Genomic DNA, 22,813 nt, shown 5'->3' on the forward strand with positions numbered 1-22,813 from the left:
TCCATGCGCGCCCCCGAACCGCCCTGTGCAGTCTGCATCCGCCCGTCGCGCGGCTTCGGCTGGTTCGATCCGACGCGACGCCGGCCGCCGCGCCCGTCCGCAGCCTTCTGCGGCATGGCCTGCCAGGGCTTCTGGACGCGCCTCGCGGCGCGGGCGGCGCCCGCCATGGTTGACCTGACGCAACAGGAGCGGGCCGCGATCCGCGCCGCGATGCGCCGCATCGCCGAGGCCATGGACGAGATCGGCTGGGCCACCCGGCTCCAGGACCTGACCGAGCCGCAGGTGCTGACGCTGATCGAGGTCGCTGTCGGCGGCTTCCAGGACGCCATGCAGGCGATCGCTCGCGGCCAGGCAGTGGAGGAGATCCCCGTCTGATGCTGGACTTCAACAGCCGCGGACAGACCGGCCTGCACGTCAACGCCGCGATCGACGCGGCGCTGGTGGCGCAGCACGCGGCCACTCCGCCCCGAAACTATCTCGGCGGCTCCCGGCTGGGCCATGCCTGCGAGCGCGCCCTGCAGTTCGAGTTCCTGCAGGCACCCAAGGACGACGGCGCCGACTTCGACGGGCGCATCCTGCGCATCTTTGGCATCGGGCACGCGCTGGAGGACGTGGCGGTGGCCTGGCTCCGCGCCGCCGGCTTCGATCTCTACACCCGCAAGGGCAATCGGCCGGACGGCGAGCAGTTCGGCTTCGCGGTGGCGGGCGGGCGCGTCCGCGGCCATGTCGACGGCATCTTCGCCGGCGGGCCCGCGATCCCCGGCATGGCGTTTCCCGCACTCTGGGAATGCAAGACCATGAACGCCAAGGCCTGGCGCGAGACATCCAGCAAGGGCGTCGCCGTCGCCAAGCCGATCTACGCGGCGCAGGTCGCCGTCTACCAGGCGTATATGGACGCGGCGGTGCCGGGCGTCGCTGACAACCCAGCGCTGTTCACCGCCATCAACAAGGACACCGCTGAGCTTCACCACGAGCTGCTGCCGTTCGACGCCGATCTGGCGCAGCGCATGTCGGATCGGGCGGTGCGGGTGCTCACGTCCTGCGACGCCGGCGACCTGCTGCCGCGGGTGGCGAGCAGCCCCGACTTCTTCGAATGCCGCTTCTGCCCCTGGGCAAGGCGCTGCTGGGCTTTGTCGGCGTGAGCATCTGGGGCGACTTCAACGACGCGCCGAGCATGCCTTGGGAGGACGAGCCGGGGGCGCCTGGGATCAACCATGGTGCGATCGCCACCTTCCTCGAGGTGGTGTTCGGCTACTGCGATGGGCTGATCCCCGTTCGCGGCTTCGTCGACCAAGGCCAGGGGATCGACAGCCGGCCGCACAACGCCTGGATCGCGGCCGACCGCCATGCCGCAGAATCGCTCGGCACCTTCGCGTCCTGGGCCGCGCATGAGGGCACCGCCGTCTACGTAATCCCCGGCACGGTGGCCGAGAGCGGACAGGCCCGGGCCGAGCATGTGCTGCAGATGCAGGCCGCGGTGGTCGACCTCGACACCGGCGATGTCGAAGCGAAGCTCGCGCACCTCACCCAGCACCTCGGTTCCCCAACGCTGGTCGTGGAGAGCGGCGGCCGCACGGCCGAGGGCGCGGCGAAGCTGCATGCCTGGTGGCGGCTGACGGAGCCTACCGACGGCGCGGACGTCGCGCGCCTCTGCGCGCTGCGCGGCGCGATGGCGGAGAAGGTCGGTGGCGATCCGCACTTCCGCTCCGCCCACCAGCCGATCCGCGTCCCTGGCACGATCTACCGCAAGGGTGGCGTCGAGCGCGTCGTCACCATCCGCCACCACGACCCGCGCCGAGAGGTCGACCTTGGCGAGTTCGCCGACGCGGTCATGGCCATGCCCTTCCTGCCCGGCCAGGAACGCGCCCAGGCTGCCGCACAGGCCGACCGGCCGAGCCTGGACGACGTCCTGACCACGCCGGTCCGGGAGGGCGCCCAGGACGGCTGGACGCGCTTCCAGGGTGCCAGCGCGGCCATTGGCCACTTCATCCGGCAGGTGCATGAGGGGCGTCTCGCGCCCAACCAGGGCTGGGAGGCGATCTGCGGCTACAACGCCGCCTGCCTTCGTCCTCCCTGGCCGCTGGAGCGCCTCAAGGCCGAGACCGACGCGATCTGGGCCCTGCATGTCGAGCGCAACGGCGCGCCGCTGATCCGCGCCGACAGCGCGCCGCCGGCCGCCGTCCCCACCCACACGCTCGGCGCGCTGCTCGACGACACCTCGCCCATGCCGGACGACCTGATCGGGCCGCGCCTGCTGACCCCGGGCGGGATGCTGGTGCTCGGCGGAGCGCCGAAGGTCGGCAAATCCGACTTCCTGATCAGCCTGCTGGTGCACGCTGCCGCCGGCGCGCCCTTCTTGCGCTTTACGGCACCGCGGCCGCTGCGCGTCTTCTACCTGCAGGCCGAGATCCAGTACCACTACCTCCGCGAGCGCCTGCAGCAGCTCCGGCTCGATGCCGGCGTCGTCGCCCGCGCGCGCGACACACTCGTCGTCACGCCGAAGCTGCGGATGCTGCTCGACGAGCAGGGCGTGCCGCTGGTCGCCGCGGCGATCCGCCAGGCCTTCCCCGACGCGCCGCCGGACGTGATCTGCATCGACCCAATCCGCAACCTCTTCGACGGCGGCCCCGGCGGCGAGGGCGAGAACGACAACGGGGCGATGCTGTTCTTCCTGCAGAGCCGTGTCGAGGCGCTGCGCGACGAGATTGCACCCGAAGCCGGCATCATCCTCGCCCATCACACCAAGAAGCTTAGCAAGCTGCAGGTCAAGGACGATCCCTTCCTGTCGCTCTCCGGCGCCAGCGCGCTGCGCGGCTTCTACACCTCCGGCATGATCCTCTTCCGGCCGGACGAGGAGCAGACGCCGCGCGAGCTGCATGTCGAGCTGCGCAATGGCCCGGCGCTCTCGCCGCTGCTCATCGACAAGGTGCAGGGACGCTGGGTGGAGGTCGACCGCCGCGGCGAGCGGCTGGTGCGGACGGACATCGGCCGCAAGCTCGATGCCGAGCGTACCCGCCGTCATGACGTCATCCTGCAGATCCTCGCGACGGAGGCGCGCGAAGGGAAGGTCTACACCAGCGGCGCCTTCGCCGCGCATTTCGAGAACACGCACGGCCTCGGCGGCGACGACACCATCTCGCGCCGCATCAACGTTCTCGCCAACAAGGGCTACATCAAGTTCCTGCGGGCCGCGCCCGAGCTCGGCATCCCGGCCAGCAAGTCCAGCAAGGGCTACCTCGTCGTCCAGGACATGCTGTTCGGCACCGATGACGAGGCGGTGGATCCCGAGACGGGCGAGATCACACGCGCGCTCGTCCCGCTGCTGCCGACGCACTTCCAATCCGAGACCAACAGCGCCGTCCTGCCCGTCGAGAACCCCGAGGTCTGGGTGCTGAGCGACCCGGAGGCCGAGGCATGATCGGGCCGATCGGAACGGTAGCGCACTGTGCGGAACTTGCTGCGGAACTTGCCTGCGGAACTTGAATCGCCCCGTCTAATCAATGGGTTGGCCAAGTTCCGCAAGTTCCGCAGCGCGACTTTGCGGAACTTGGTTGCGGAACTTGAAATTGTCCCTCCGATTCAATGCCTTAGGCAAGTTCCGCAAGTTCCGCAAAATGCCACCCCCCTACGGGGGGTGTGCGTGCGCGCCTCAACGGCGCGCGCACACCACACCCGGAGGCGCCTGGTTCGGGTGCGTGGACCACCCCCCCAGGTCACCCCACCCGAAGCCGGGCAGCGACGGCGAGCTCCGCCAAGAACCGCACCGTCGCCGCCCTCACCACGATCGCCCCCTCTCGGAGACCACCATGGATCTCGCGACTCTCCCTATGCCCGCCGCCGATGCAAGCGGGCCGCCCGTCATGCCGGCGCCGATCGTCGGCCTCGCGCACCATGCGGTTCTCGCGCTGGACCTCGGCACCAACACCGGCTGGGCGCTGCGCGGACAGGACCGCCGCGTCACCTCGGGCACCATCACCTTCAAGCCGACCCGCTTCGAAGGCGGCGGGATGCGGTATCTCCGCTTCCGCGGATGGCTCGACGAAGTCGCCGATCTGTCCGGTGGCCTCGCGCGTGTGGTGTTCGAGGAAGTCCGGCGTCATGCCGGCACCGATGCGAGCCACATTTATGGCGGATTTCTCGGCACGCTGAGCGCGTGGTGTGAGGAGCAGCGCATTCCCTACGAGGGCGTGCCCGTCGGCACCATCAAGCGCTTCGCGACGGGCCGCGGCAACGCCGACAAGGCGGCGATGATCGCGGCCATGCAGGCCCGCGGCTTCGCGCCGGCCGACGACAACGAGGCCGACGCGATCGCCCTGCTGCTGTGGGCGACGGACGCGAAGGGTGGTCGGGCATGAGGCTGCCCGATGCGCCGCGTCCGCCCCGGTCGTGTCTGGACCTGGCACGCAGCCCGACCACTGCGATGGACCTCGACGCCATGCGTGCCGCCGCGTGGCACCAGCACGGCGTCGCCGCCCTTCCCGTGGAGGACATCGCCGATCCCTGGCTCCGCCAGGCCGTCATCAACGAAGCGAGCCGGCGCTGGGGGCGTCGGCAGGGAGGAAGCCAGCATGGCCGCTAAGCGGAAGGCGAAGCGCGCTGCGTCGCCGCATGAGGATCTGGCGAAGCCCTCGAAGTGGCGGCTGCAGCACGGCGGCTTCTCCGCGCCGATCCGCGGCGCCGATCCCGAGACCGGCAGCCCGGTTGAGCACCGCCGCGCCGTCGACACGCTCGGCATGATGATGGCGAACGGCACCATCACGGCGCAGATGCACGAAGCGGGCAGCATCTTCCGGACGCTGTTCCGCGCCGCCGCGCTGGACAGCATCGCCACGTCGCAACTGATCCGGCTGGCAGGCGCGACGAACGACGACATGCCGAACCGGCAGATCGACGCGCGCCGCCGCGTAGCCAACGCGATCGACGCGCTCGGCGGGCACGATAGCCCGGCCGGCTCCTGCGTCTGGTTCGTCGTTGGGCTCGAATTCTCAGTGCGCGAATGGGCGCAGCGCCAGGGCTGGTCGGGCCGGCCTGTGCATGGCCCAGTGGCGCAGGGCATCCTGGTCGGCGCGCTCGGCACGCTCGCGATGCACTTCGGGCTCACGCCGCGGCAGCGGGCAGCCTGATGCTGCAGCAGTTCGGGCAAGCCTGGGAGACGGATGCAGCAACCTGCGCTACCGATTCTGAAGCGAGGTTCGCTGATGCGCGGAGATTCGAAATGCAGGATGAGAAGCTCTCGAGAGGACTGGCGAGGCACCTCCTAAAGCAACTCAAGGAGGCAGCCGACATCGAGAGTGGGCCGCTTGGAGCCGCTCTTCGGCCCACCTTCCACATCTACCAGAGCGGTGTCGTGACGAACGTGGTTGCAACAGCGCTGTCGCTCAAGGATCGCATCCGTGCCGCTGGCCCATTCCCATGCTGGTCGACCGCCATTCCCCACCCCACGCGCAAACGCGTCGTTGTCGAAACCGTGGCGCCACGCGTGATCAGCGGAGCTGAACAGGAGCACCTTGTGTGTGCCGGCACGGTGTATGATCTCGCCCGCACGGAACTCGGCGTCGTGGAGACGAGCCTTCACACCGCGATTTCCCACCACACGCTGATGCGCCTCTACCAGCGCAGCGATTTCTCCGCAGACGAGGTGTTGGCACTTCTCGACGCTGTGACGGCCTTCGTATCCCCGGTCTTGTTCGCCGCGGGACAGCTAAGCTGGAAGCCCGATACAGGAGTAGCAATCCCGTTCCTTGGCGGCCTGCTGCTCGGAGCCATAGAAATCAACCCGCTTCATCCCGATCAAGGACCAACCTTTGGTACGGTTACGCGTGCGGGCACGTCGGAACTTACGATGCTCGACATGCCATTCGACGTCTCAACGGGCGACTTCCGCGGCATTCTCGCAGTCGGCATTGAGACATTCGTCGGCCCTGATGAGCTCTTCCCGAACCAAGAGGTGATACGGGACGACCTGCTGCGGATCCGCAGCCGCTTCGAACCGCAGTTCCGTGCGCTCCGAACCGGCATCATGCGCGGCTATCCTGACGAGCGCATGCGAGAACGATTTGGGCCTGTTGAGCAGTCGATTTCGCTGGAAGACTTGCGCGGCATCGGCATCGCTATGGCGCGCTTCTTCGAAACTTCGGAGTGGGCGAGGCAAGCTGACGCGCATGGCAGACGCGCATCAGCGATTCGGCGCCAAGCACTTCACTAGCGTCACTCTGCGCTGAGCACGTAGGCGACGGCCTCGGCGACGAGCGTCATAGGCAGGGCGGGATGGTGCGCCAGGATGGCCTCGCGCACCGCCCTGCTGTTCGCGTCACCCAGCCGTGGGATGGCGTCTGGCGGCCGCCGAGCAGCCAGCGCCGCCGCCAGTGCACCTGCGCTCAACCATGGCGGCGGGGGGCGTGGCGGCTCGCCGTCGGGCATGGCCGACGATACCGCCCCCTTGGAGAACAAGACAAGAACATGCTATGAGACGAGGGAACTAATTGGAGCTGAAGCCATGGCCGCTCGGAGGCAGGCACGCGTGCGTCCGGTCGACGCCGCGATCGTCCGCTTGATGGCCCTTGCCGCAAAGGGTGTTCAGCCACCCCGCATGGCGCGCGAGGTCGAGGTGATCGTCGCCGAATGGCTGCGCGCACCGGAGGCCGACCCGTCCGAGGCGAAGGGATGGCTCGACGAGTTGCGGGAGCAGATCGCCGTCGGCGTTGGCGACGCGGAGGAGCAGTTGTCGGACATCGACACTAGCGAGCCTGCCGCGGTGAAGCAGGCGCAGGCCACGCTGGCTGCACTGGTCGCCACACGTGACGCGGCAGAGCGTGCGCGATCGGCTGTTCGCGCCTGAGCAGTCCGCACATGCTCTGCGCACGCTGCTCCTGACAGCCCGCGTCATCTCGGCTAAGGGGCAGGCTTCGCAAGGAGCCTGTCTATGTCGAAGAAGTTTCTCACCGAAGTCATCGTGCAGTCCGCTGACATGCAGGCTGCTGCTGCAGGTCGCCTGGCCGCGGACATCATCGCCGCGATCAAGGCGGAGATCGTCGACACCGGTCGCTTCACCATCCCCGACTTCGGCGCCTTCGTCGTGCGCGAGAGGGCGAAGCGCACGGCGCTGAACCCGAAGACGGGCGAGAAAGTCGCGGTGAAGGCCGGTGCAACGGTACGGTTCAAGGCGAGCCCCGCGCTCAAGGACGCTGCGTTCGCTGGCCTGAAGAAGGCGAAGCGCAAGGCGGCAAAGGGCTGACGCCAAGCGTTCCTGGGCGCTGCGCTGACGTGCGGCGCTCAGGCTTTCTCGCTCGGATTCGCTGTTACAAATTAGGGCATGGCGCCGCGCGAATCGCTGGTGCTAGGTCTGCGGAACGTCGAGTAGATGCGCCGACGCGGCGGTGGCGAACGAGCCACTAAGCCAGACAATCCGAAGCGTGGCTTTCGAGCCGCAGGGTCCTTCCCGCCGGAGGTGTATGCGGGGGGCGGAAGCGCGCAAGGTTTCTAGCGCCAGGCCAGTTTTCCAGGTTGCCACGGCCCACGTTGCCAGCCGCGCTGGCCACCGTTCCACGATCACGCAGGTGCAGATGCCCCAGGCCCCATGGTCTGCGAGCGCCGTCGAGGCGCGCGCGGTCGCCTCCCTGCTTCCCTATGCCGGCAATGCGCGCACGCATTCCGCCGAGCAGGTGGCGCAGATCGCGGCCAGCATCCTCGAGTTCGGCTTCGTCGCGCCGGTGCTGGTGGACGAGCGCGGCGAGATCATCGCCGGCCACGGGCGCCTGCTGGCCGCGAAGTCCCTCGGCCTCGAGACCGTACCGACCATCGTCCGCGCCGGCCTGACAGACGCGCAGAAGGCCGCGTATCGCCTCGCGGATAATCGCATCGCGCTGAATGCCGGCTGGGACGAGGCGCTGCTCGCGGCCGAGGTCGCGAAGCTGCAGGAGATGGGCGGCATCGACCTGGCGCTGACCGGCTTCGACGGCGCGGAACTCGAGCGGCTGCTGGCAGGGCTGGAAACCGAGCCCGGCAACTTGCCGGCACCAGCCGTTGCCAGCGGCGCCGAGCCGACCCCTGGCAACCAGCCGGACGCGGAGGCCGCGGAGCCGGAGGAGGATCCCGCGGATGCGGAGCCGGAGCCGCCGCGCCAGGCCGTCGCGCGCGTGGGCGACATCTGGCTGCTGGGCGAGCACCGCCTCGCCTGCGGCGATAGCACGAGCCCCGCAACCGTGGCGCGCGTCATGGCCGCGGATCGCGCGGCGCTGCTCTTCACCAGCCCGCCCTATGGGAACCAGCGCGACTACACCACCGGCGGCGTGTCCGATTGGGACGCGCTGATGCAGGGCGTATTCCAGCATCTCGACGGCGCGCTGCGGCGCGACGCGCAGGTGCTGGTGAACCTCGGCCTGATACACCGCGAGGGGGAATGGCAGCCCTACTGGCAGGGCTGGCTCGACTGGATGCGGGCGCAAGGCTGGCGGCGCTTCGGGCTCTATGCCTGGGACCAGGGGCCCGGTCTCCCGGGCGACTGGAACGGGCGCCTCGCGCCGGCATTCGAGCTGGTCTTCCACTTCAATCGCGAGGCGCGCCAGGCCAACAAGATGGTGCCGTGTAAATGGGCCGGAACGCCGAACAAGGGCAGCGGGCTCCGCGCCGCCGACGGGGAGGTGAAGGCCTACACGCACATCGGCCTGCCGGTGCAGGAGATGCGGATCCCGGACAGCGTGCTGCGCATCACGCGCCACAAGGGCCGCGGCATCGAGACGGAGCACCCGGCGGTGTTCCCCGTCGCGCTGCCGGAGTTCCTGATGCGCGCCTACACGGACGAGGGCGACGTGGTGTTCGAGCCCTTCGCCGGCGCGGGCACGACGATCCTCGCCAGCCAGCGCACGGGTCGGCGCGTCCGCGCCATTGAGCTCGCGCCGGCCTATGTCGACCTGGCGATCGCCCGCTGGCGGATGCTGCACCCCGACCTGCCGGTGACCCTCGCCGACGACGGCCGTGATTACGACGCCGTCGCCGCGGCGCGCGCGGAGGCGCTGGCCGATGCAGCCTGATCTTCGCGTCGAGATGATGCCGGTGGCCTCACTCGCGCCGTATGCCGCGAATGCCCGGCTTCATCCGACTGAGCAGGTTGCGCAGCTGGCCGCCTCGATCGGCGAGTTCGGCTTCAACGTGCCCGTGCTGGTAGACGACGCCGGCGTGCTGATTGCGGGGCACGGGCGCGTGCTCGCCGCGAAGGCGCTCGGCCTCGAGGAGGTGCCCGCCATCCGGCTTGGGCATCTGACGGAGGCGCAGGCGCGAGCCTTCCGACTGGCCGACAATCAGTTGGCGCTCAATTCCACCTGGGACGAGAGCCTGCTGGCTGCTGAGCTGCGCGCGCTGCGCACCGACGAGTTCGATCTCGGGCTGATCGGCTTCGACGGCGCGACGCTCGATCGCCTGCTAGGTGATGCCGCGCCGGACGCTCCCGCGCCGGGCGGTGATCCCGACGCGCCGGCGCCGGAGCCGCCGGAGGCTCCCGTCACGCGGCCTGGCGATCTCTGGCTGCTCGGGCCGCACCGCCTGCTGTGCGGCGACGCCACGAGCGCCGCGGACGTCACCCGGCTGCTGGACGGTGCGCGGCCGCACCTGATGACCAGCGATCCGCCTTATGGGGTGAACTACGATCCGGAGTGGCGGAACGAGGCCGGCGTGTCGGCGACGATGCGCACCGGCAAGGTGGCGAATGACGATCGCGCCGACTGGCGCGAGGCATGGGCGCTGTTCCCCGGTGACGTGGCCTATGTCTGGCACGCCGGCGTGCACGCGCGCACGGTGATCGAGAGCCTGGAGGCGGCGGGCTTCGCGATCCGCAGCCAGATCATCTGGGCGAAGTCGCGCTTCGTGCTCGGACGGGGCGACTACCACTGGCAGCACGAGCCGGCGCTCTACGCCGTGCGGAAGGGCGCCACGGGCCACTGGCAGGGCGCGCGCGACCAGGCGACGCTCTGGCCGATCGGCACGGGCGGCGACGAGGACGCGGCGACGGTGCACGGCACGCAGAAGCCGGTGGAGTGCATGCGCCGGCCGATGCTGAACAACAGCGCGCAGGGCGATGCGATCTACGAGCCGTTCTGCGGCAGCGGCAGCACCATCATCGCGGCGGAGACGACGGGGCGCGTCTGCTACGCGATGGACATTGACCCGCGCTATATCGATGTCGCCGTCCGACGCTGGCAAGCCTTCACCGGCCGCGCCGCCGTGCTGGCCGGGGAGGATCAGGTGTTCGACGATGCTACCGCAGCGCGCTTAGGATCCGCTGAGGTATGAGAGCGGCGCCCCTGCTGCGGGTGGGCGTGAACAGGCGGTCTGCACAAGGCGGTTCTCCACAAAGCGCTTCTGCCGGTCGTCCTTGCCGTAGACGAATCGCTGCGCCTGGCGGACCACTTGGTCGTTGACCTTCGACTGCATTTGCCGAACGTCCTGAGCCTTGATGAGCTTCAGCGTCTCCGTCGTCTTGGTTGCGACGAAGAGACTGGATGGCCCGACCGGCAGCACCAAGTGCCCGTCAGGACGGTCGAGCCCATTGGTCATGACGATAGGATGGTCGGACGTGAGGAAGCTCCGGTCGGAGCCGGTGATCGTGACAACGTTCCAGATCATCTGGTTCAGGAACTCCCCCACGTGCTCGCTATCGACGACGCGCCGAAACAGCTCCGCCCATGACTTCTCGGCGGCATCCCGTGTCATGTCGTCGCAGAACTCCTCAAACGACCGCCCATCGGAAGGCGCGCGCATTTCCTTGAACACTTGCTCGTAAGCCGGGACTTCCTCTGCCACATGCCGGTTGTACCGCTCTTTCAGAGCCGCGAGCCGTGTCGGGGACCGGTAGTTGAGCGATAGGATGAACCTCGACCAACCGTCGCGGAGTTTTGGCGGCAGCTTCGCAGGTCCCTGACCTTGATCGAGAATGACGTCTAGCGCATCGCTCGCAATCTGATCGACTTTCCGAAAGAAGACGTCCTCCAACACGGTGCGGCGCTCTGCAGGAAAGCCTCGAACCGTATAGAGATCCCGCTCGAAACCGGTCGCCGTCGGGGGTTTTATCCGTGCCACCACTTCTCGATGAGGGCGGCTATACTCGCACACGTGCCCGTTGATCTCCCACCGACTCAGATAGAAGACCGGCACATAGTGATGGCGCTTGGATTGCTGAGACACGAAGCAGTCTCTCTAGCGGGGACATTGCGACTCGCGTCTTCTATCACGTCTGGGCAAGGAACGCCCTCGGGACATGCTGACCCCCGGCGCTGTCGCGACATGTCGCGTGAGGCCACTGTACGCGGCGCATGAACAGCGGCCTTGATCTGGCAGAGGCGGGCCGCCTGGTCAGCCGGCTATCCGGTAGATCGTATAGGACCCCTTCGCGCCCTCCTTGTTCGGGCCGACCTGGCGGATCCGCTCCAGCACCTGCACCTCGATGCCCTGGCGCTTCTTCAGGCCCGCGAAGAACCCGCGCACCGTGTGCTGCTGCCAGCCGGTCGCCTCGCAGATCTGCGCGATGGTCGCGCCCTCGTCGCGGCGGAGCATCGCCAGCACCGCCTCCTGCTTCGTGCCCTCGCGGAGCTTGCGCGGTGCGCCGGACTCGCGGTGGGCGCGGGCAGGCTTGCCGGTGAGGGCGGCGCGGAGGACCTGCATCGGCCCGTCGAGGGCTGCGATGATGTCCGTCTCGCGGTTTGCCTCGTCGTCCCAGGCGGCCAGCAGCGCCGCGGCGGCGTCGCGCAGGCTCGCGCGCGGGGCGGGCGTGGGCGCGGCCAGGGTCGCCTCGGGTTCCTCTGCGGGGGAATCCCCCTCCGCGGCGTCCTCCCCGCCCGTGGGCGCCGTGTCGGCCACGGGCGCGGCAGCCTCCGCGGCGGCGCGGCGCTCGACGTTACGGCGCGCGATGGCCTCGGCGCTCTGCTCGTCCTCCTCCGGCGCGTCGCCCGCGTTCGGGTCGATGCCGATGGCGCGCAGCCCGTCGTCGGTGATCTTCAACAGCATCTCGTCGCCGTCCACCGTCCACTTCGCGATCGCATCGTAGGCGGGGCGGTGCACGCCGATCACCAGGTCCTGCTTCAGCAGCGCCTGCGCTACCTTCTGCCGCGCCCCGGCGGGGAGCCTCTCGGGCGGATAGGCCAGGTGCTCGGGGTGCTGCGCGGCGGCGGCGAGGATGGCGCGCTGGGTGTCGGAAAGCTTCATCGTCGGGGTCTCCGGTTGCGGGGGCCGACCCTCGGCCCCCTACTGCCGGGAGCCCCGCCGGGCTCAACCCGGGCGGGGCTGCGCGGAAGAGGTCGCGTCAGGTGCTGTATTCGCCGCGCCGGAAGTGCTGATCCGCGATGTCCTTCAGCTTTGCGGTGGCGTCGGCGAGCCAGGCGGCCTCGCCCCAGAGGACCGTCTCGGGATCCGCGCCGAAGTGATCCGCGCTGGCCTGCTGCAACTCGGCGAGCAGGGCGTCGAACTCCGCCTTGTGTTTGAGGAAGGCGGCGAGGCTGCGCTCCTGGTTGCGCGCGGCGCGGGCGTCTCGGTCGGTCATCGTGCTCTCCGTCTGCGGCGCGGCGCTCCGCGCGTGACGGACCATTCGCGCTGCGGCGGGGGTTGAGCCAAGCGGGATCGAGCGTCGCCTTCCTGCTATGAATCGGGAGTTCTGATCACATCATGATCGCTGTCGCGCAGCCGGGCCGCGTGGCCTCGCAGCGCGAGGTGGCGCGCCGCCTCGGCGTCTCCCACACAGCGCTGCAGAAGGCGCAGCGCGCTGGCCGCATCGCACCGGAGGCCGATGGCGCCTGGGATGTCGAGAAGGTTCGCGCGCGGCTGGCTGACAGCAGCGATCCGGTGCGGAAGACGGCGACGCTGGCGCCAGCATCACCGCGGCCCGCAGCGCCGCCGCCTGTCGCAGCGATGCCGCCGCCAGCCGATCCACTGCCGCGCGCCGCCCAGAACACCTTCCACGACGCGCGCACCGCGAACGAGGTGCTGAAGGCGCAGGAGCGCAGGCTGCGGCTCGACGAGCGCAAGGGCAAGCTGGTCGACAAGGCGCGCGCCCTACTACTCGTGCACCGGCTCGCCAAGGAGGAGCGCGATGCCATCCTCGCTTGGCCGGCCCGCGTCGCCGCCGAGATGGCGGCCGAGCTCGGCGTCGACGCGCACCGGCTGCAGACGATGATGGACACGCGTCTGCGCGAGCACCTGGCGGCGCGGCACGATGTCCGGGTGAGCGTCGGTTGATGACGGGCGAACATCTGCTGGAGGAGCTCGGCCGCTTCGACGGTGACGCTGAGATCTTGCAGGCGTGGCGCGACGGCATGGCACCCGAGCCGACGCTGCTGGTCTCCGAATGGGCCGATCGGCACCGCATGCTCGGCTCGCGGGATTCAGCCGAGCCTGGCCCCTACCGTACTGCGCGCACGCCGTATCTGCGCGAGGTGATGGACGCGCTCTCGCCGTCGCATCCAGCGCGACGTGTGGTGTTCATCAAGAGCGCACAGGTTGGTGCGACGACCTGCGGCAGCAACTGGATTGGCTATGTCATCCACCACGCGCCGGGCCCAATGCTCGCGGTGCAGCCGACGACCGAACTGGCCAAGCGCTTCTCCGACCAGCGCATTGACCCGTTGGTCGAGGAGACGCCGGCGATCCGGGAGCGGGTGGCGCCGGCGCGCTCGCGGGACAGCGGCAACCGGCAGCTCTCGAAGGAGTTCCCCGGCGGGCAGCTGGTGATGACCGGCGCGAACAGCGCGGTCGGCCTGCGGTCGATGTCGGCGCGCTTCCTCTTCCTCGACGAGATCGACGCCTATCCCGGCGATGTCGAGGGCGAGGGTGACCCGATCGCGCTGGCCGAGGCCCGCGCCCGCACCTTCGGCTGGCGGCGCAAGATGCTGTTGGTCAGCACGCCGACCATCGCCGGCTTGTCGCGGATCGAGCGCGAGTATCTCGCCACCGACCAGCGGCGCTACTTCGTGGCCTGTCCGCATTGCGGCCATCGCCAGCATCTCCGCTTTGAGCGGCTGGTCTGGGACGAGGACAAGCCGGAGACGGCGCGGTATCTCTGCGAGGACTGTGACGGCGCGATCGGCGAGCAGCACAAGGCGGCGATGCTGGCCACGGGGGAATGGCGGGCCACGGCGACGGCGACGGACCCGCACGCGATCGGCTTCCACATCTCGGCGCTCTACTCCCCGCCGGGCTGGATGCCCTGGTCGGAGATCGCGCGGCTCTGGCTCGCCGCGCAGGGCGATGACCGGGCGATCAAGACCTTTCGGAACACGGTGCTCGGCGAGACCTGGCAGGAGGCGGGCGAGGCGCCGGACTGGCAGCGGCTCTACGACCGCCGGGAACACTGGCCGGCCGGCACGGTGCCGATGGGCGGGCTGCTGCTCACCGCAGGCGTCGACGTGCAGCGCGATCGCCTGGAGGCCAGCCTCTGGGCGTGGGGGCAGGACCGGCAGTCATGGCTGATCGAACACCGCGTGCTGGCGGGGAACCCGTTCGAGGGGGCGGTGTGGGAGGAGTTGCGGCTGCTGCTGGGCGAGACCTGGCGGCATGCCAGCGGGCACCGGCTGCCGGTGGCCATGGCGGCGATCGACAGCGGCGACGGCATGACCACAGCGGAGGTGTATTCGTTCGTGCGTCGGGCCGGTGCCGGCCGCGCCATCGCAGTGAAGGGCCAGGACGGGCTGCGCGCGGCGGTCGGCCAGCCGGCGGCGACGGAAGTGCGGCGCAACGGCCGGAAGCTCGGCGGGCTGAAGGTCTGGCCGGTGGGCTCGTCCTTCCTGAAGGGCGAGACCTATGGCTGGCTAAAGCTGGAGCGGCCGACGGAGGAGAGCGGTGATCCGTTCCCGCCCGGCTACGTGCACCTGCCGCTCCACGCCGCTGGCGAGGAGTTCTGCCGGCAGATCACGGCGGAGCAGCTCGTGGCGCGTGCCAGCCGCAACGGCTTCCGCCGGCTGGAGTGGGTGAAGACGCGCGAGAGTAACGAGGCGCTCGACTGCCGGGTCTATGCCCGCGCGGCGGCAGCGGCGCTTGGGATGGATGGCTGGGGCGACGGCCGCTGGGCGCGGATGGCAGATGCCCTGTCGCTGCCTGCGGCCGACCTTCCCGCCGCCGGGAATGCCGCGCCACAGCCAAGCGCGCCTGACACCCATCGCCCGCGCGGCTGGCTGGCGCCGCGCTCGGGCTGGCTCCGCTGAAGGAGGAGGACGCGCATGGATCCGACCGTCCTCGCCTGGGCGCTGGCGCAGCCCGCCGGCAGCCGCGCGGCGGCGCTCGCGGCGGCGTACACGGGCGGCACCACGCGCGTGACCTTCGACGGCCGCACGGTGGAGTACCGCAGCCTGGATGAGCTCGGCCGAGCGCTGGCGGTGCTGCGCGGAGCGGAGAGCACGGCAGCCCGCCGGCCCTCCGTCACGCTGGCCAGCTTCTCCCGTGAGGGAACCAGGTGATGGGCCGCCTTCGCGCTGCCTGGCTCGCCTTTCGTGGCTACGCGGCTGCGCAGGACAGCCGCGCCTCGAGCTGGGCAGCGTCCGGCGGCAGCGCGACGGCGGAGGTCGGGATGGCCGCGCCGACGGTTGGGCGCCGTGCGCGCGATGCCGTCCGCAACGATCCGTATGCCAGCCGCATCGTCGATCTCTGGACGGGGAACGCCGTCGGCGCCGGCATCACCACGCGCTGGCCGGACGACGCGCACAGCGGCGCCTGGCAACGCTGGGCGGAAAGCACCGGCTGCGATGCGGAGGGGCGGCTGGATCTCTACGGTCTGCAGGCGCTGGCGATGCGCGCCGTCGTGGAGAGCGGGGAATGCTTCATCCGATTCCTTATGACGGAGCCGTCGCCGACGAACCCGATCGGCCTGCGGCTGCAGGTGCTGGAGGCGGATCACCTCGACACCGCCCGCAACGGCATGCTGGCGGGTGCCGCCACCATCCAGGGCATCGCGCTGGGAGAGGCCGGCGAGCCGATCGGCTACTGGCTGCATCGCGTGCATCCCGGCGCGGCCTGGATCCTGCCGGGCGCCACCTGGCTCGGCAGTGAACGGATCGCAGCAACAGACGTGCTGCACGTCTATCGCAAGCGCCGGCCCGGCCAGCTGCGCGACGTCTCCTGGCTGGCGCCGGTGCTGCTGCGCCTGCGCGATCTCGGCGACTACGAGGCCGCCCTGCTGATGAAGGCGAAGATCGAGGCGTGCTTGGCGGCGGTCGTTACCGAAGAGGGCGACGAGGCGCTGACCGGGGCCGCTGCCGGCCTGCTCCGCGACGCGCAGGGCCGCACCGTCGAGAGCTTCGAGCCGGGCATGATCCTCTACCGGCGCGGCATGGGCTCCGTGGAAGTGGTGAACCCCTCCGGTGGTGGATCGCACGCCGCCTTTGCACGGCGCGCGCTGGAAGCCGCCGCGGTCGGTGCGGGCCTCACCTACGACCAGGTGTCGGGCGACCTGACGCAGGCGAACTACTCCAGCCTGCGCGCCGGCAAGATCGAGTTCCGCCGCCTCTGCGAGCAGGTCCAGTACGGCATGCTCATCCCGATGCTGGTGCGGCCCATCGCGGACCGCTTCCATGCGCAGGGCGCGCTGCTCGGGCTGTGGAGTGCGGAGATGCCGGACGGCGTCAGCCACGTGCCACCGGCGCACGAAATGATCGACCCGCTGAAGGACACCACCGCGCTGATCGCCCAGGTGCGCGCCGGCTTCGTGCCGCAGCCCGAGGCGGCCGGCGCCTTCGGCTACGACTTTCGCGCCGCGGTGGAGATGATCCGCGAGGCCAATGCGCTGCTCGACGAGGCCGGCATCTCGCTCGACACCGATCCGCGTCGCGTGGCGAAGTCCGGCAGCGCGCAGGACGCCGCGCAGATTGCCGCGGTGGAGATCGCGGCGACGGGTGCCGCGGCGCCAGCGCGGTCCACAGCCGAAGCCTCGCCCGCTCCGGGCTGAGGGAATCCTATCCACAGATCATCCCGGCTCTTTCCCCAGGGATATCCACATGACCGAACCGATCGAACCGGGCGGCAGAGATACCGCGCCGGAGCCTGCCGCTGTGCCGGATCGAATGCCCACTGGTGGGCAGTCGATCGTGGCACATCGCGCGATCACTGCGCCGGCCACCGTCGATCGCGCCGCCCGCACCGTCGAGGTGGTGTGGTCCACGGGCGCGCGCGCCCGAAACTTCGTGCCCGCCCTCGGTCTCATCACCGAGGAGCTGGAGATGTCGCCCAACGCGGTGCGCATGGATGCGCTGCGCTCCGGCAACGCGCCGGTGCTGAACACCCATCGCAGCGTCGACGCCCGCGACGTGCTCGGCCGCGTCATCGCAGCGCGGCTCGATCGCGGCCGCGGCTACGCCACGCTGCAGTTCTCCGCGGCCACGGACGTCGAGCCGGTCTGGCAGCGCATCGCCGACGGCACGCTGCGCGCAGTGAGCGTCGGCTATCGTGTGCACCGCTACGAGCCGCAGCCCGATGCCGCCACCGGCACCACGATCCACCGCGCCGTGGATTGGGAGCCCTTCGAGATCTCCGTCGTGCCGATCCCGATCGATCGCGACGCCGCCGTTCGCGCGCAGGGGGACCAGGGCACCCCCATGCCCGCCATCGAACCCGCCCTGCCAGAGGAACCCAGCATGCCCGAGACGACGCCGGGGACCCCGGCCGCCGATCCGGCGCCGTCGGCGCCGCCCGCCACCCAGCCCCAGGAGACCACCGTGACCACCACGCCCGAGCCCACGCCCGCCGCTTCGGCGTCCCCGCCGCCCGATCCCGCCGTCGAGGCCACCCGCGCCGAGCGCGGCCGCATCGCCGGCATCGACACCGCCGTCGAGGCCGCCCGCGCCCTCCTGCCGGCCGACAGGGTGGCCGCCCTGCGCGCCGAGGCAGTCGAGCGCGGCTGGTCCCCCGACGACACCCGCCGCGCCCTGTTCGACGCCCTGGTCCGCCACGCGCCCCGCCCCTCCGTGCCCGCCAACCCGGCGGCCCATGGTGGCCCGCCTCGCGCGGAGATCCTCGACGCCATGGCAGAGGCGATCGCCGCCCGCGCCATGCCGGGCTACCAGCCCGCCGGCGCCGGCCGCCACGCCGAGTTCATGGGCTGGCGCCCCTCCGACATGGTCCGCGAGCTGCTCAGCCTGCACGGCGAGACCCAGGTGCCGCGCGATCCGGTCCGCCTCGCCGAGCGCGCCTTCCACACGACCAGCGACTTCCCGGCGCTGCTCTCCGCCGCCGCCAACAAGATGCTGCTCGCCGCCTATGCGCCGGCCGCGCCCACCTACCGCCAGATCTTCCTCCGCCGCGATTTTCGGGACTTCAAGCCGCACCGGCACCTGCGCATCGGCGACTTCCCCGTCCTGCAGCCGCTGGCCGAGAACGGCGAGATCCAGGCCGGCACCATGTCCGAGAGCCAGGAGATCGTGCTCCTGCAGACCTTCGCCCGCCGCATCCGCGTCACGCGGCAGATGCTGGTCAACGACGACCTCGGCGCCTTCACCGACTTCGCCGCCATGATCGGCCGCCGCGTCGCCGACTTCGAGAACGCGACGGCCTACGCCCTGATCAACCTGGCCAACGGCGACGGTCCGACGCTCACCACGGGCAACGCACCAGTGTTTGCGACGGCGGCGGCGCGGGCGAACAAGGCCGCGGCCGGCACGGCGTTGGACGAGGCGAACATCGCCAAGGGCCGCGAGGCCATCATGAAGCAGCGCACGCTCGACGGCCTCCCCATCTCGCTCGGCCGCAGTATGCGTGTGCTGGTCGGCCCGGCGCTCGAGCTCTCCGCGCTGAAGCTCACCGCGGCGATCACGCCGGGGACGTCCGGTGCGGTGAACCCCTATGTTGGGTTGCTGCAGCCGGTGGTGGAGCCACTGATCTCGGCGAACCGCTGGTATCTCTTCGCCGAGCCGCCGACCACGCCGGTCTACGTCTATGGCTACCTGAACGGCGTCGAGGGGCCGCAGGTCACCACCGGCCCGGTCTCCGGTGTCGATGGCATCGAGGTCAGCGTGATCTTCGACTTCGGCGTCGGCGCCATCGACTGGCGCGGCGCCTGGTTCAACCCGGGCACCTGATCGCTCGACCATCCCTCATGAACCGATGCAGAGGCCGCCCTCCGGGGCGGCTTCTGCGTTTCTGGAGACCCGAAAACCATGCGCAACATGATCCGCCCCGAGGCCCGGTCCATCCCGATGGCGGTGCCCTATGCCGGGGGCATCCTCTCCGGCCAGGGCATGCTGGTCGGTGCTTTCTTCGGCGTCGCCGCCTCCGACGCGGCGCAGAACGCCACGGTCGAGTGCGAGACCCGCGGCGAGTTCGAGCTCGCCAAGGACCCGACCCAGGCGATGACCGCCGGCGCGCGGGTGTTCTGGGACAACACCAATCGCCGCCTCACCACGACAGCGACCAGCAACTTCCAGGTCGGCATCGTCACCGAGGCCGCGCTCGCCGCCGACACCACCGTGCACATCATGCTCGCCCGCGTGCCGGTCGCCGGCGCGTGAACGCGTTCGACGCCGCGCTGGCGGTGCTGGCTGCCGATCCGAACCTCGGCACCGACGCCACCTGGCAGCGCGGCGGCGGTCCGGTGATCACGCTGCGGGTGCTGCGCTCGTCGCCGGACCAGCTGCGCGACGCCTTCGGCACAACACTCGTTCAGGCCACCGACGTGCTGACCGTGCCGATCACGGCTCTGCCCGACATCGCCGCCGGCGACGTGTTCGTCCTCGGCGCCGAAACCCTCACCGTCCAGCACGCCGAGAGCGACGCCGCAGGCGTGGCTTGGCGCGTCCTCTGCCAGCGATAGGAGGCTTCCATGCCGCCAAGCAACCTTGGCCACTGGAGCATGCTGCTCGACCTCGCGGTTGGCGCCGCGGCCGGCCTCGCCGGCGGCTTCGTCCGCTGGAACAACCCGGAGCGGCGCCGCCTCGGCTGGTGCCTGGTCTGGGAGGTGCCCTCCGCCGCGCTGGTGGGCAGCGCGGGCTATGCGCTCGGTGGCCTGCTCGAGTTCAACGAATACGGCCGGTTCCTCTTTGCCTTCGTGTTCGGCTACCTCGGCCAGGCCGCGCTGAACGACCTCGCTGTCGCCCTGCTGCGCTATCGCGCCAGCCTGCCGCCGCGGGATCCGCCGGCGTGAGGCTGCGCGCCGCGGTCGGCGACCTGCGGCAGGTGCTGGCTGCGGAGGTGCGTGCCGGCGAGCGCGCCGCCATGTCGGCGATCCGGGCGGAAACCGATCAGGTGAAGGGTGAGCTGCGCAAGCAGGTCACGGCTTCGCTCGGCGGCAATACGCGCGGCATCGCCAATGCCTGGCGGTCACAGATCTTCCCCCGCACCGGCCAGTCGCTGCGGCCGGGCGGGCTGGTCTGGACGAAGGTGCCGGCCATCATCGACGCCTTCGAGCGCGGGGCTGTCATTCGCGCCAAGGGTGGCCGCAAATTCCTAGCTATCCCGACCGGCTTCAATGCGGCCAGGGGACGCCGGGGACGCGGCGAGAAGGGCATGCGCGTCACGCCGGCGCAGATGGTCGCGTCGGGCCAGGCCTTCCTCCGACCGTTCAAGTCCGGCCGCGGCTTCGTCTGGTGCCTGCCGCTCTACGAGGCGCAGGGGATCGGTCGGGGACGCCGCCGCGGGCGACGCACGCAGCTGATCGCCGGCGGCGTGGCCGAGATCGGCACGGGCAACCGCAAGGGCCGCGAAGCCTGGGCCCGCAGCATGCTGGAGCGCGGCATGGTGCCGATGTTCCTGCTGCTGCCGCAGGTGACACTCACGAAGCGGCTCGACGTCGAGGGCGCCGCCGAACGCGGCCTGCGCCGTCTGCCTGGCCGGCTCGTCGCCGCCTGGGAACGCGAGAGCGGGAGGATAGCATGAGCCAGCGTGCCAGCCTTGCGCTCCTGGCGGCGCTGTCCGTCCTCGGCTGGATCGGCGTGGCATTCGGCCTGGCGCTCACCTGGGTCGCCGGGCGCTTCTTCGCGACGCTGCTGGGCTGGGCATGAGCAAGCGCGAAGCCGCCCTCGCGGCCCTCCACACGCGCCTGCAGGCCGCGTTTCCCGGCCGCAGCCCGGCTCCGGTCGTGCTGCGCGGCGAGACAATCCCACAGCGCATCCCGCCGGGCGGGCTCGTGGTGCTGCGCGACGGCGACGCCGTGGAGGAGACGGCGATCCTCTCGCCGCTGTCCTGGTCCATAGAGCACCGCGCCGAGATCGAGGTCACCGTCACCGGCGCCACGCCCGCGACGCGCACCGCGCTGCTCGACGCGCTGCTCATCGCCATCGGCGACGCCATCACCGCCGACCGAACCCTCGGCGGCACCGTGGAGTGGGCGCAGCCCGGCGCGCCCGAGTTCCAGGACACCGAGTTCGAAGGCGCCGCTGCGGCGCGCTCCGCCCTTGTGCCCGTCACCCTCTGGTTCACCGTCGCCGGCTCCGCGCTGGCCTGACCATCTGGCGGAAGGACACCCAAAAAATGCCTCGTGCCATCGGCGCCAATTGCCGCCTGCTGATGCTGCCGGAGGAGACCTACGGCACCGCGCCCAGTGACGACTTTCGGCGCATGCCCTTCCTCTCCTGCGACCTCGGCGCGGAGCAGCCGCTTCTTGATGCCGACGTGCTCGGCGTCGGCAATGGCCGCGATCCTGCCGCGCCCTTCCTCGACACGGTGACGGTGCAGGGGCAGGTCGTCGTGCCGGTGGACCTCATCAACATCGGCCACTGGCTGCGCTTGCTCCTCGGCCCGCCCATCACCACCGGCACCAGCCCGAACTTCATCCACACCTTCACGTCCGGTGCCACGGCGCTGCCCTCGAACGCGATCGAGATCGGCTATCCCGACGTGCCGAGCTACGATCTCTGCACCGGCGTGCGTGCCGACACCATGGAGATCGACTTCTCGCCGAGCGGGCCGGCGACGGCGACGTTTGGGCTCATCGCGCAGGGATCTGCGCGCAGCGGCACCAGCGCGGGCGGGACGCCGGTCACCGCCAGCTACACGCCCTTCAACAAGGCCCAGGGCTCAATCGCGCGCGGCGGCTGGCCACTGGCGCAGGTCACCGGGGCTCGGCTGAGCTACTCGAACAGCGTCGAGGCGGTGCGCACCATCCGCGCCGACCGCAAGATCGAAGGTGCCGATCCTGGTATCGCGCGCGCGACCGGCCAGATCACCGCGCGCTTCGCCGACACCATCCTGCTGAACCAGGCGCTGAACAACGTCCAGGCGGCCTTCGCCTTCAGCTATGCGATCGACGAGGACCGTAGCCTCACCTTCACGGTCTACGAGGCCTACCTCGCGCTCGCCAAGACGCCGATTGAGGGGCCGGCGGGTGTGGAGGCGACCTTCGGGTTCCGCGCCGCGTTCAACACCACCGCGGGATCCATGATGACCGCAGTGCTGCAGAACCAGCAAGCCGAGACAGAATACGCGTGACTATACCGCTTCGACTTAAAGAGTAGCCGCAGCGCCGCCGGATCAGGATCCGAACCAGCACTGCGTCTAACGCGCCGACCTCCTAGGGAGAACTTGTCGGCAACCGAAGTTGGATACTGACGGGACAGCGGGGGGATAACTGCATCATCGAAGACCACGGCTCGGCGTAGGCCATGACCGACATGCTGCCAGATGCGAACCACTCTCGAGCCCTCCCGCCAAGATAAAGGTGATCCTGGAATGGCCTAGGACCTAGTTCCTGGCGCATCCAGCAAGGGCTGCCGAACCCTGCGTTGGCGCGCGACAAAGGAACTGTTCCTGCCAGAGCTTGGCTAAGATCATCCCTCCCATCTCTCATGGTGCGATTGAAATTGCCGAGAATGATAAAAGGTTCACCAGTTCTCTCCCTTTCTCTCACCCATGCTGCAAC

Annotated in this window: 26 protein-coding genes; 23 read left to right on the forward strand and 3 right to left on the reverse strand. The window is 70.0% G+C overall.

All coding sequences use genetic code 11. The features are described 5' to 3' along the window. Nucleotides 1-3 precede the first annotated feature (3 nt). From E4T13_RS30220 to E4T13_RS15815, 11 genes are all read left to right on the forward strand, one after another. Nucleotides 4-375: a DUF6511 domain-containing protein gene (locus E4T13_RS30220; RefSeq protein WP_206030194.1), complete on the forward strand. Its 372-nt coding sequence runs from the start codon at nucleotides 4-6 to the stop codon at nucleotides 373-375. Beyond that, the gene (locus E4T13_RS15770) at nucleotides 375-1,142 is read left to right on the forward strand and encodes a hypothetical protein (RefSeq protein WP_137179251.1); all 768 of its coding nucleotides are present in this window, start codon (nucleotides 375-377) and stop codon (nucleotides 1,140-1,142) included. The genes E4T13_RS30220 and E4T13_RS15770 overlap by 1 nt, the downstream gene beginning before the upstream one ends. Then, entirely contained in the window at nucleotides 1,094-3,418 is a 2,325-nt protein-coding gene (locus E4T13_RS15775; RefSeq protein WP_170985024.1) for an AAA family ATPase, read from the forward strand. Before E4T13_RS15770 ends, E4T13_RS15775 begins: the two co-directional genes overlap by 49 nt. A 388-nt stretch (nucleotides 3,419-3,806) precedes the next feature. Beyond that, nucleotides 3,807-4,355, forward strand: a complete 549-nt coding sequence (locus tag E4T13_RS15780; RefSeq protein ID WP_137179252.1) for a crossover junction endodeoxyribonuclease RuvC — start codon at nucleotides 3,807-3,809, stop codon at nucleotides 4,353-4,355. Then, complete coding sequence (locus E4T13_RS15785) at nucleotides 4,352-4,579, forward strand: hypothetical protein (protein WP_137179253.1); 228 nt, start codon at nucleotides 4,352-4,354, stop codon at nucleotides 4,577-4,579. The genes E4T13_RS15780 and E4T13_RS15785 overlap by 4 nt, the downstream gene beginning before the upstream one ends. Further along, complete coding sequence (locus tag E4T13_RS15790; RefSeq protein ID WP_137179254.1) at nucleotides 4,569-5,123, forward strand: DUF6456 domain-containing protein; 555 nt, start codon at nucleotides 4,569-4,571, stop codon at nucleotides 5,121-5,123. The genes E4T13_RS15785 and E4T13_RS15790 overlap by 11 nt, the downstream gene beginning before the upstream one ends. Further along, nucleotides 5,123-6,205, forward strand: coding sequence for a hypothetical protein (locus tag E4T13_RS15795; protein WP_137179255.1), 1,083 nt, complete (start codon nucleotides 5,123-5,125; stop codon nucleotides 6,203-6,205). Before E4T13_RS15790 ends, E4T13_RS15795 begins: the two co-directional genes overlap by 1 nt. A gap of 315 nt (nucleotides 6,206-6,520) precedes the next feature. Continuing rightward, complete coding sequence (locus E4T13_RS15800) at nucleotides 6,521-6,838, forward strand: hypothetical protein (protein WP_137179256.1); 318 nt, start codon at nucleotides 6,521-6,523, stop codon at nucleotides 6,836-6,838. An 84-nt stretch (nucleotides 6,839-6,922) separates the two neighbouring features. Beyond that, nucleotides 6,923-7,234, forward strand: a complete 312-nt coding sequence (locus tag E4T13_RS15805) for an HU family DNA-binding protein (protein WP_137179257.1) — start codon at nucleotides 6,923-6,925, stop codon at nucleotides 7,232-7,234. Nucleotides 7,235-7,562: 328 nt separating this feature from the next. Next, nucleotides 7,563-9,029 carry a site-specific DNA-methyltransferase gene (locus E4T13_RS15810; RefSeq protein WP_137179258.1) on the forward strand — a complete coding sequence of 489 codons (1,467 nt, stop codon included), beginning with the start codon at nucleotides 7,563-7,565 and terminating at the stop codon, nucleotides 9,027-9,029. Continuing rightward, nucleotides 9,019-10,284, forward strand: a complete 1,266-nt coding sequence (locus tag E4T13_RS15815; RefSeq protein ID WP_137179259.1) for a site-specific DNA-methyltransferase — start codon at nucleotides 9,019-9,021, stop codon at nucleotides 10,282-10,284. The genes E4T13_RS15810 and E4T13_RS15815 overlap by 11 nt, the downstream gene beginning before the upstream one ends. On the opposite strand, the gene E4T13_RS15820 is transcribed toward E4T13_RS15815, so the two are convergent. From E4T13_RS15820 to E4T13_RS15830, 3 genes are all read right to left on the reverse strand, one after another. Continuing rightward, nucleotides 10,264-11,175: a DUF4238 domain-containing protein gene (locus E4T13_RS15820; RefSeq protein WP_137179260.1), complete on the reverse strand. Its 912-nt coding sequence runs from the start codon at nucleotides 11,173-11,175 to the stop codon at nucleotides 10,264-10,266. The genes E4T13_RS15815 and E4T13_RS15820 overlap by 21 nt on opposite strands. Nucleotides 11,176-11,343: 168 nt before the next feature. Further along, complete coding sequence (locus E4T13_RS30540) at nucleotides 11,344-12,192, reverse strand: DUF3489 domain-containing protein (protein WP_240791153.1); 849 nt, start codon at nucleotides 12,190-12,192, stop codon at nucleotides 11,344-11,346. 97 nt (nucleotides 12,193-12,289) lie between these two features. Then, nucleotides 12,290-12,526 (reverse strand): hypothetical protein, encoded by a 237-nt coding sequence (locus E4T13_RS15830; RefSeq protein ID WP_240791154.1) that lies wholly within the window; start codon nucleotides 12,524-12,526, stop codon nucleotides 12,290-12,292. Between the two features lie 122 nt (nucleotides 12,527-12,648). On the opposite strand from E4T13_RS15830, the gene E4T13_RS30545 reads away from it, so the two are divergent. From E4T13_RS30545 to E4T13_RS15885, 12 genes are all read left to right on the forward strand, one after another. Next, a complete protein-coding gene (locus E4T13_RS30545; RefSeq protein ID WP_137179262.1) occupies nucleotides 12,649-13,218 on the forward strand; it encodes an elements of external origin in 570 nt (189 codons plus the stop codon). Beyond that, complete coding sequence (locus E4T13_RS15840; protein WP_137179263.1) at nucleotides 13,218-15,179, forward strand: phage terminase large subunit family protein; 1,962 nt, start codon at nucleotides 13,218-13,220, stop codon at nucleotides 15,177-15,179. The genes E4T13_RS30545 and E4T13_RS15840 overlap by 1 nt, the downstream gene beginning before the upstream one ends. 15 nt (nucleotides 15,180-15,194) lie before the next feature. Further along, nucleotides 15,195-15,431 carry a phage head-tail joining protein gene (locus tag E4T13_RS15845; RefSeq protein WP_137179264.1) on the forward strand — a complete coding sequence of 79 codons (237 nt, stop codon included), beginning with the start codon at nucleotides 15,195-15,197 and terminating at the stop codon, nucleotides 15,429-15,431. After that, the gene (locus tag E4T13_RS15850) at nucleotides 15,431-16,915 is read left to right on the forward strand and encodes a phage portal protein (protein WP_137179265.1); all 1,485 of its coding nucleotides are present in this window, start codon (nucleotides 15,431-15,433) and stop codon (nucleotides 16,913-16,915) included. The genes E4T13_RS15845 and E4T13_RS15850 overlap by 1 nt, the downstream gene beginning before the upstream one ends. A 49-nt stretch (nucleotides 16,916-16,964) precedes the next feature. Beyond that, nucleotides 16,965-19,040, forward strand: a complete 2,076-nt coding sequence (locus E4T13_RS15855; RefSeq protein ID WP_137179266.1) for a prohead protease/major capsid protein fusion protein — start codon at nucleotides 16,965-16,967, stop codon at nucleotides 19,038-19,040. 78 nt (nucleotides 19,041-19,118) lie between these two features. Further along, nucleotides 19,119-19,469, forward strand: coding sequence for a DUF2190 family protein (locus tag E4T13_RS15860; protein WP_137179267.1), 351 nt, complete (start codon nucleotides 19,119-19,121; stop codon nucleotides 19,467-19,469). Beyond that, entirely contained in the window at nucleotides 19,466-19,771 is a 306-nt protein-coding gene (locus E4T13_RS15865; RefSeq protein ID WP_137179268.1) for a hypothetical protein, read from the forward strand. Before E4T13_RS15860 ends, E4T13_RS15865 begins: the two co-directional genes overlap by 4 nt. Nucleotides 19,772-19,780: 9 nt before the next feature. After that, entirely contained in the window at nucleotides 19,781-20,101 is a 321-nt protein-coding gene (locus tag E4T13_RS15870) for a phage holin family protein (protein WP_137179269.1), read from the forward strand. Continuing rightward, nucleotides 20,098-20,832, forward strand: coding sequence for a DUF6441 family protein (locus E4T13_RS15875; RefSeq protein WP_137179270.1), 735 nt, complete (start codon nucleotides 20,098-20,100; stop codon nucleotides 20,830-20,832). The genes E4T13_RS15870 and E4T13_RS15875 overlap by 4 nt, the downstream gene beginning before the upstream one ends. Continuing rightward, complete coding sequence (locus E4T13_RS30805) at nucleotides 20,829-20,957, forward strand: hypothetical protein (RefSeq protein ID WP_256370458.1); 129 nt, start codon at nucleotides 20,829-20,831, stop codon at nucleotides 20,955-20,957. Before E4T13_RS15875 ends, E4T13_RS30805 begins: the two co-directional genes overlap by 4 nt. Then, complete coding sequence (locus E4T13_RS15880) at nucleotides 20,954-21,400, forward strand: hypothetical protein (protein WP_137179271.1); 447 nt, start codon at nucleotides 20,954-20,956, stop codon at nucleotides 21,398-21,400. Before E4T13_RS30805 ends, E4T13_RS15880 begins: the two co-directional genes overlap by 4 nt. 26 nt (nucleotides 21,401-21,426) lie before the next feature. After that, nucleotides 21,427-22,383, forward strand: a complete 957-nt coding sequence (locus E4T13_RS15885) for a phage tail tube protein (protein ID WP_137179272.1) — start codon at nucleotides 21,427-21,429, stop codon at nucleotides 22,381-22,383. Nucleotides 22,384-22,813: the final 430 nt, after the last annotated feature.

Source organism: Roseomonas sp. AR75 (assembly GCF_005222815.1).
Classification (GTDB): Bacteria; Pseudomonadota; Alphaproteobacteria; order Acetobacterales; family Acetobacteraceae; genus Falsiroseomonas.

Excerpts from the sequence above, each read along its gene's own strand:
- E4T13_RS30220 (WP_206030194.1), top strand. The coding sequence starts at position 4 with ATGCGCGCCCCCGAACCGCCCTGTGCAGTCTGCATCCGCCCGTCGCGC.
- E4T13_RS15770 (WP_137179251.1), top strand. The coding sequence starts at position 375 with ATGCTGGACTTCAACAGCCGCGGACAGACCGGCCTGCACGTCAACGCC.
- E4T13_RS15775 (WP_170985024.1), top strand. The coding sequence starts at position 1,094 with ATGCCGCTTCTGCCCCTGGGCAAGGCGCTGCTGGGCTTTGTCGGCGTG.
- E4T13_RS15780 (WP_137179252.1), top strand. The coding sequence starts at position 3,807 with ATGGATCTCGCGACTCTCCCTATGCCCGCCGCCGATGCAAGCGGGCCG.
- E4T13_RS15785 (WP_137179253.1), top strand. The coding sequence starts at position 4,352 with ATGAGGCTGCCCGATGCGCCGCGTCCGCCCCGGTCGTGTCTGGACCTG.
- E4T13_RS15790 (WP_137179254.1), top strand. The coding sequence starts at position 4,569 with ATGGCCGCTAAGCGGAAGGCGAAGCGCGCTGCGTCGCCGCATGAGGAT.
- E4T13_RS15795 (WP_137179255.1), top strand. The coding sequence starts at position 5,123 with ATGCTGCAGCAGTTCGGGCAAGCCTGGGAGACGGATGCAGCAACCTGC.
- E4T13_RS15805 (WP_137179257.1), top strand. The coding sequence starts at position 6,923 with ATGTCGAAGAAGTTTCTCACCGAAGTCATCGTGCAGTCCGCTGACATG.
- E4T13_RS15810 (WP_137179258.1), top strand. The coding sequence starts at position 7,563 with ATGCCCCAGGCCCCATGGTCTGCGAGCGCCGTCGAGGCGCGCGCGGTC.
- E4T13_RS15815 (WP_137179259.1), top strand. The coding sequence starts at position 9,019 with ATGCAGCCTGATCTTCGCGTCGAGATGATGCCGGTGGCCTCACTCGCG.
- E4T13_RS30540 (WP_240791153.1), bottom strand. The coding sequence starts at position 12,192 with ATGAAGCTTTCCGACACCCAGCGCGCCATCCTCGCCGCCGCCGCGCAG.
- E4T13_RS15830 (WP_240791154.1), bottom strand. The coding sequence starts at position 12,526 with ATGACCGACCGAGACGCCCGCGCCGCGCGCAACCAGGAGCGCAGCCTC.
- E4T13_RS30545 (WP_137179262.1), top strand. The coding sequence starts at position 12,649 with ATGATCGCTGTCGCGCAGCCGGGCCGCGTGGCCTCGCAGCGCGAGGTG.
- E4T13_RS15840 (WP_137179263.1), top strand. The coding sequence starts at position 13,218 with ATGACGGGCGAACATCTGCTGGAGGAGCTCGGCCGCTTCGACGGTGAC.
- E4T13_RS15845 (WP_137179264.1), top strand. The coding sequence starts at position 15,195 with ATGGATCCGACCGTCCTCGCCTGGGCGCTGGCGCAGCCCGCCGGCAGC.
- E4T13_RS15850 (WP_137179265.1), top strand. The coding sequence starts at position 15,431 with ATGGGCCGCCTTCGCGCTGCCTGGCTCGCCTTTCGTGGCTACGCGGCT.
- E4T13_RS15855 (WP_137179266.1), top strand. The coding sequence starts at position 16,965 with ATGACCGAACCGATCGAACCGGGCGGCAGAGATACCGCGCCGGAGCCT.
- E4T13_RS15860 (WP_137179267.1), top strand. The coding sequence starts at position 19,119 with ATGCGCAACATGATCCGCCCCGAGGCCCGGTCCATCCCGATGGCGGTG.
- E4T13_RS15870 (WP_137179269.1), top strand. The coding sequence starts at position 19,781 with ATGCCGCCAAGCAACCTTGGCCACTGGAGCATGCTGCTCGACCTCGCG.
- E4T13_RS30805 (WP_256370458.1), top strand. The coding sequence starts at position 20,829 with ATGAGCCAGCGTGCCAGCCTTGCGCTCCTGGCGGCGCTGTCCGTCCTC.
- E4T13_RS15880 (WP_137179271.1), top strand. The coding sequence starts at position 20,954 with ATGAGCAAGCGCGAAGCCGCCCTCGCGGCCCTCCACACGCGCCTGCAG.
- E4T13_RS15885 (WP_137179272.1), top strand. The coding sequence starts at position 21,427 with ATGCCTCGTGCCATCGGCGCCAATTGCCGCCTGCTGATGCTGCCGGAG.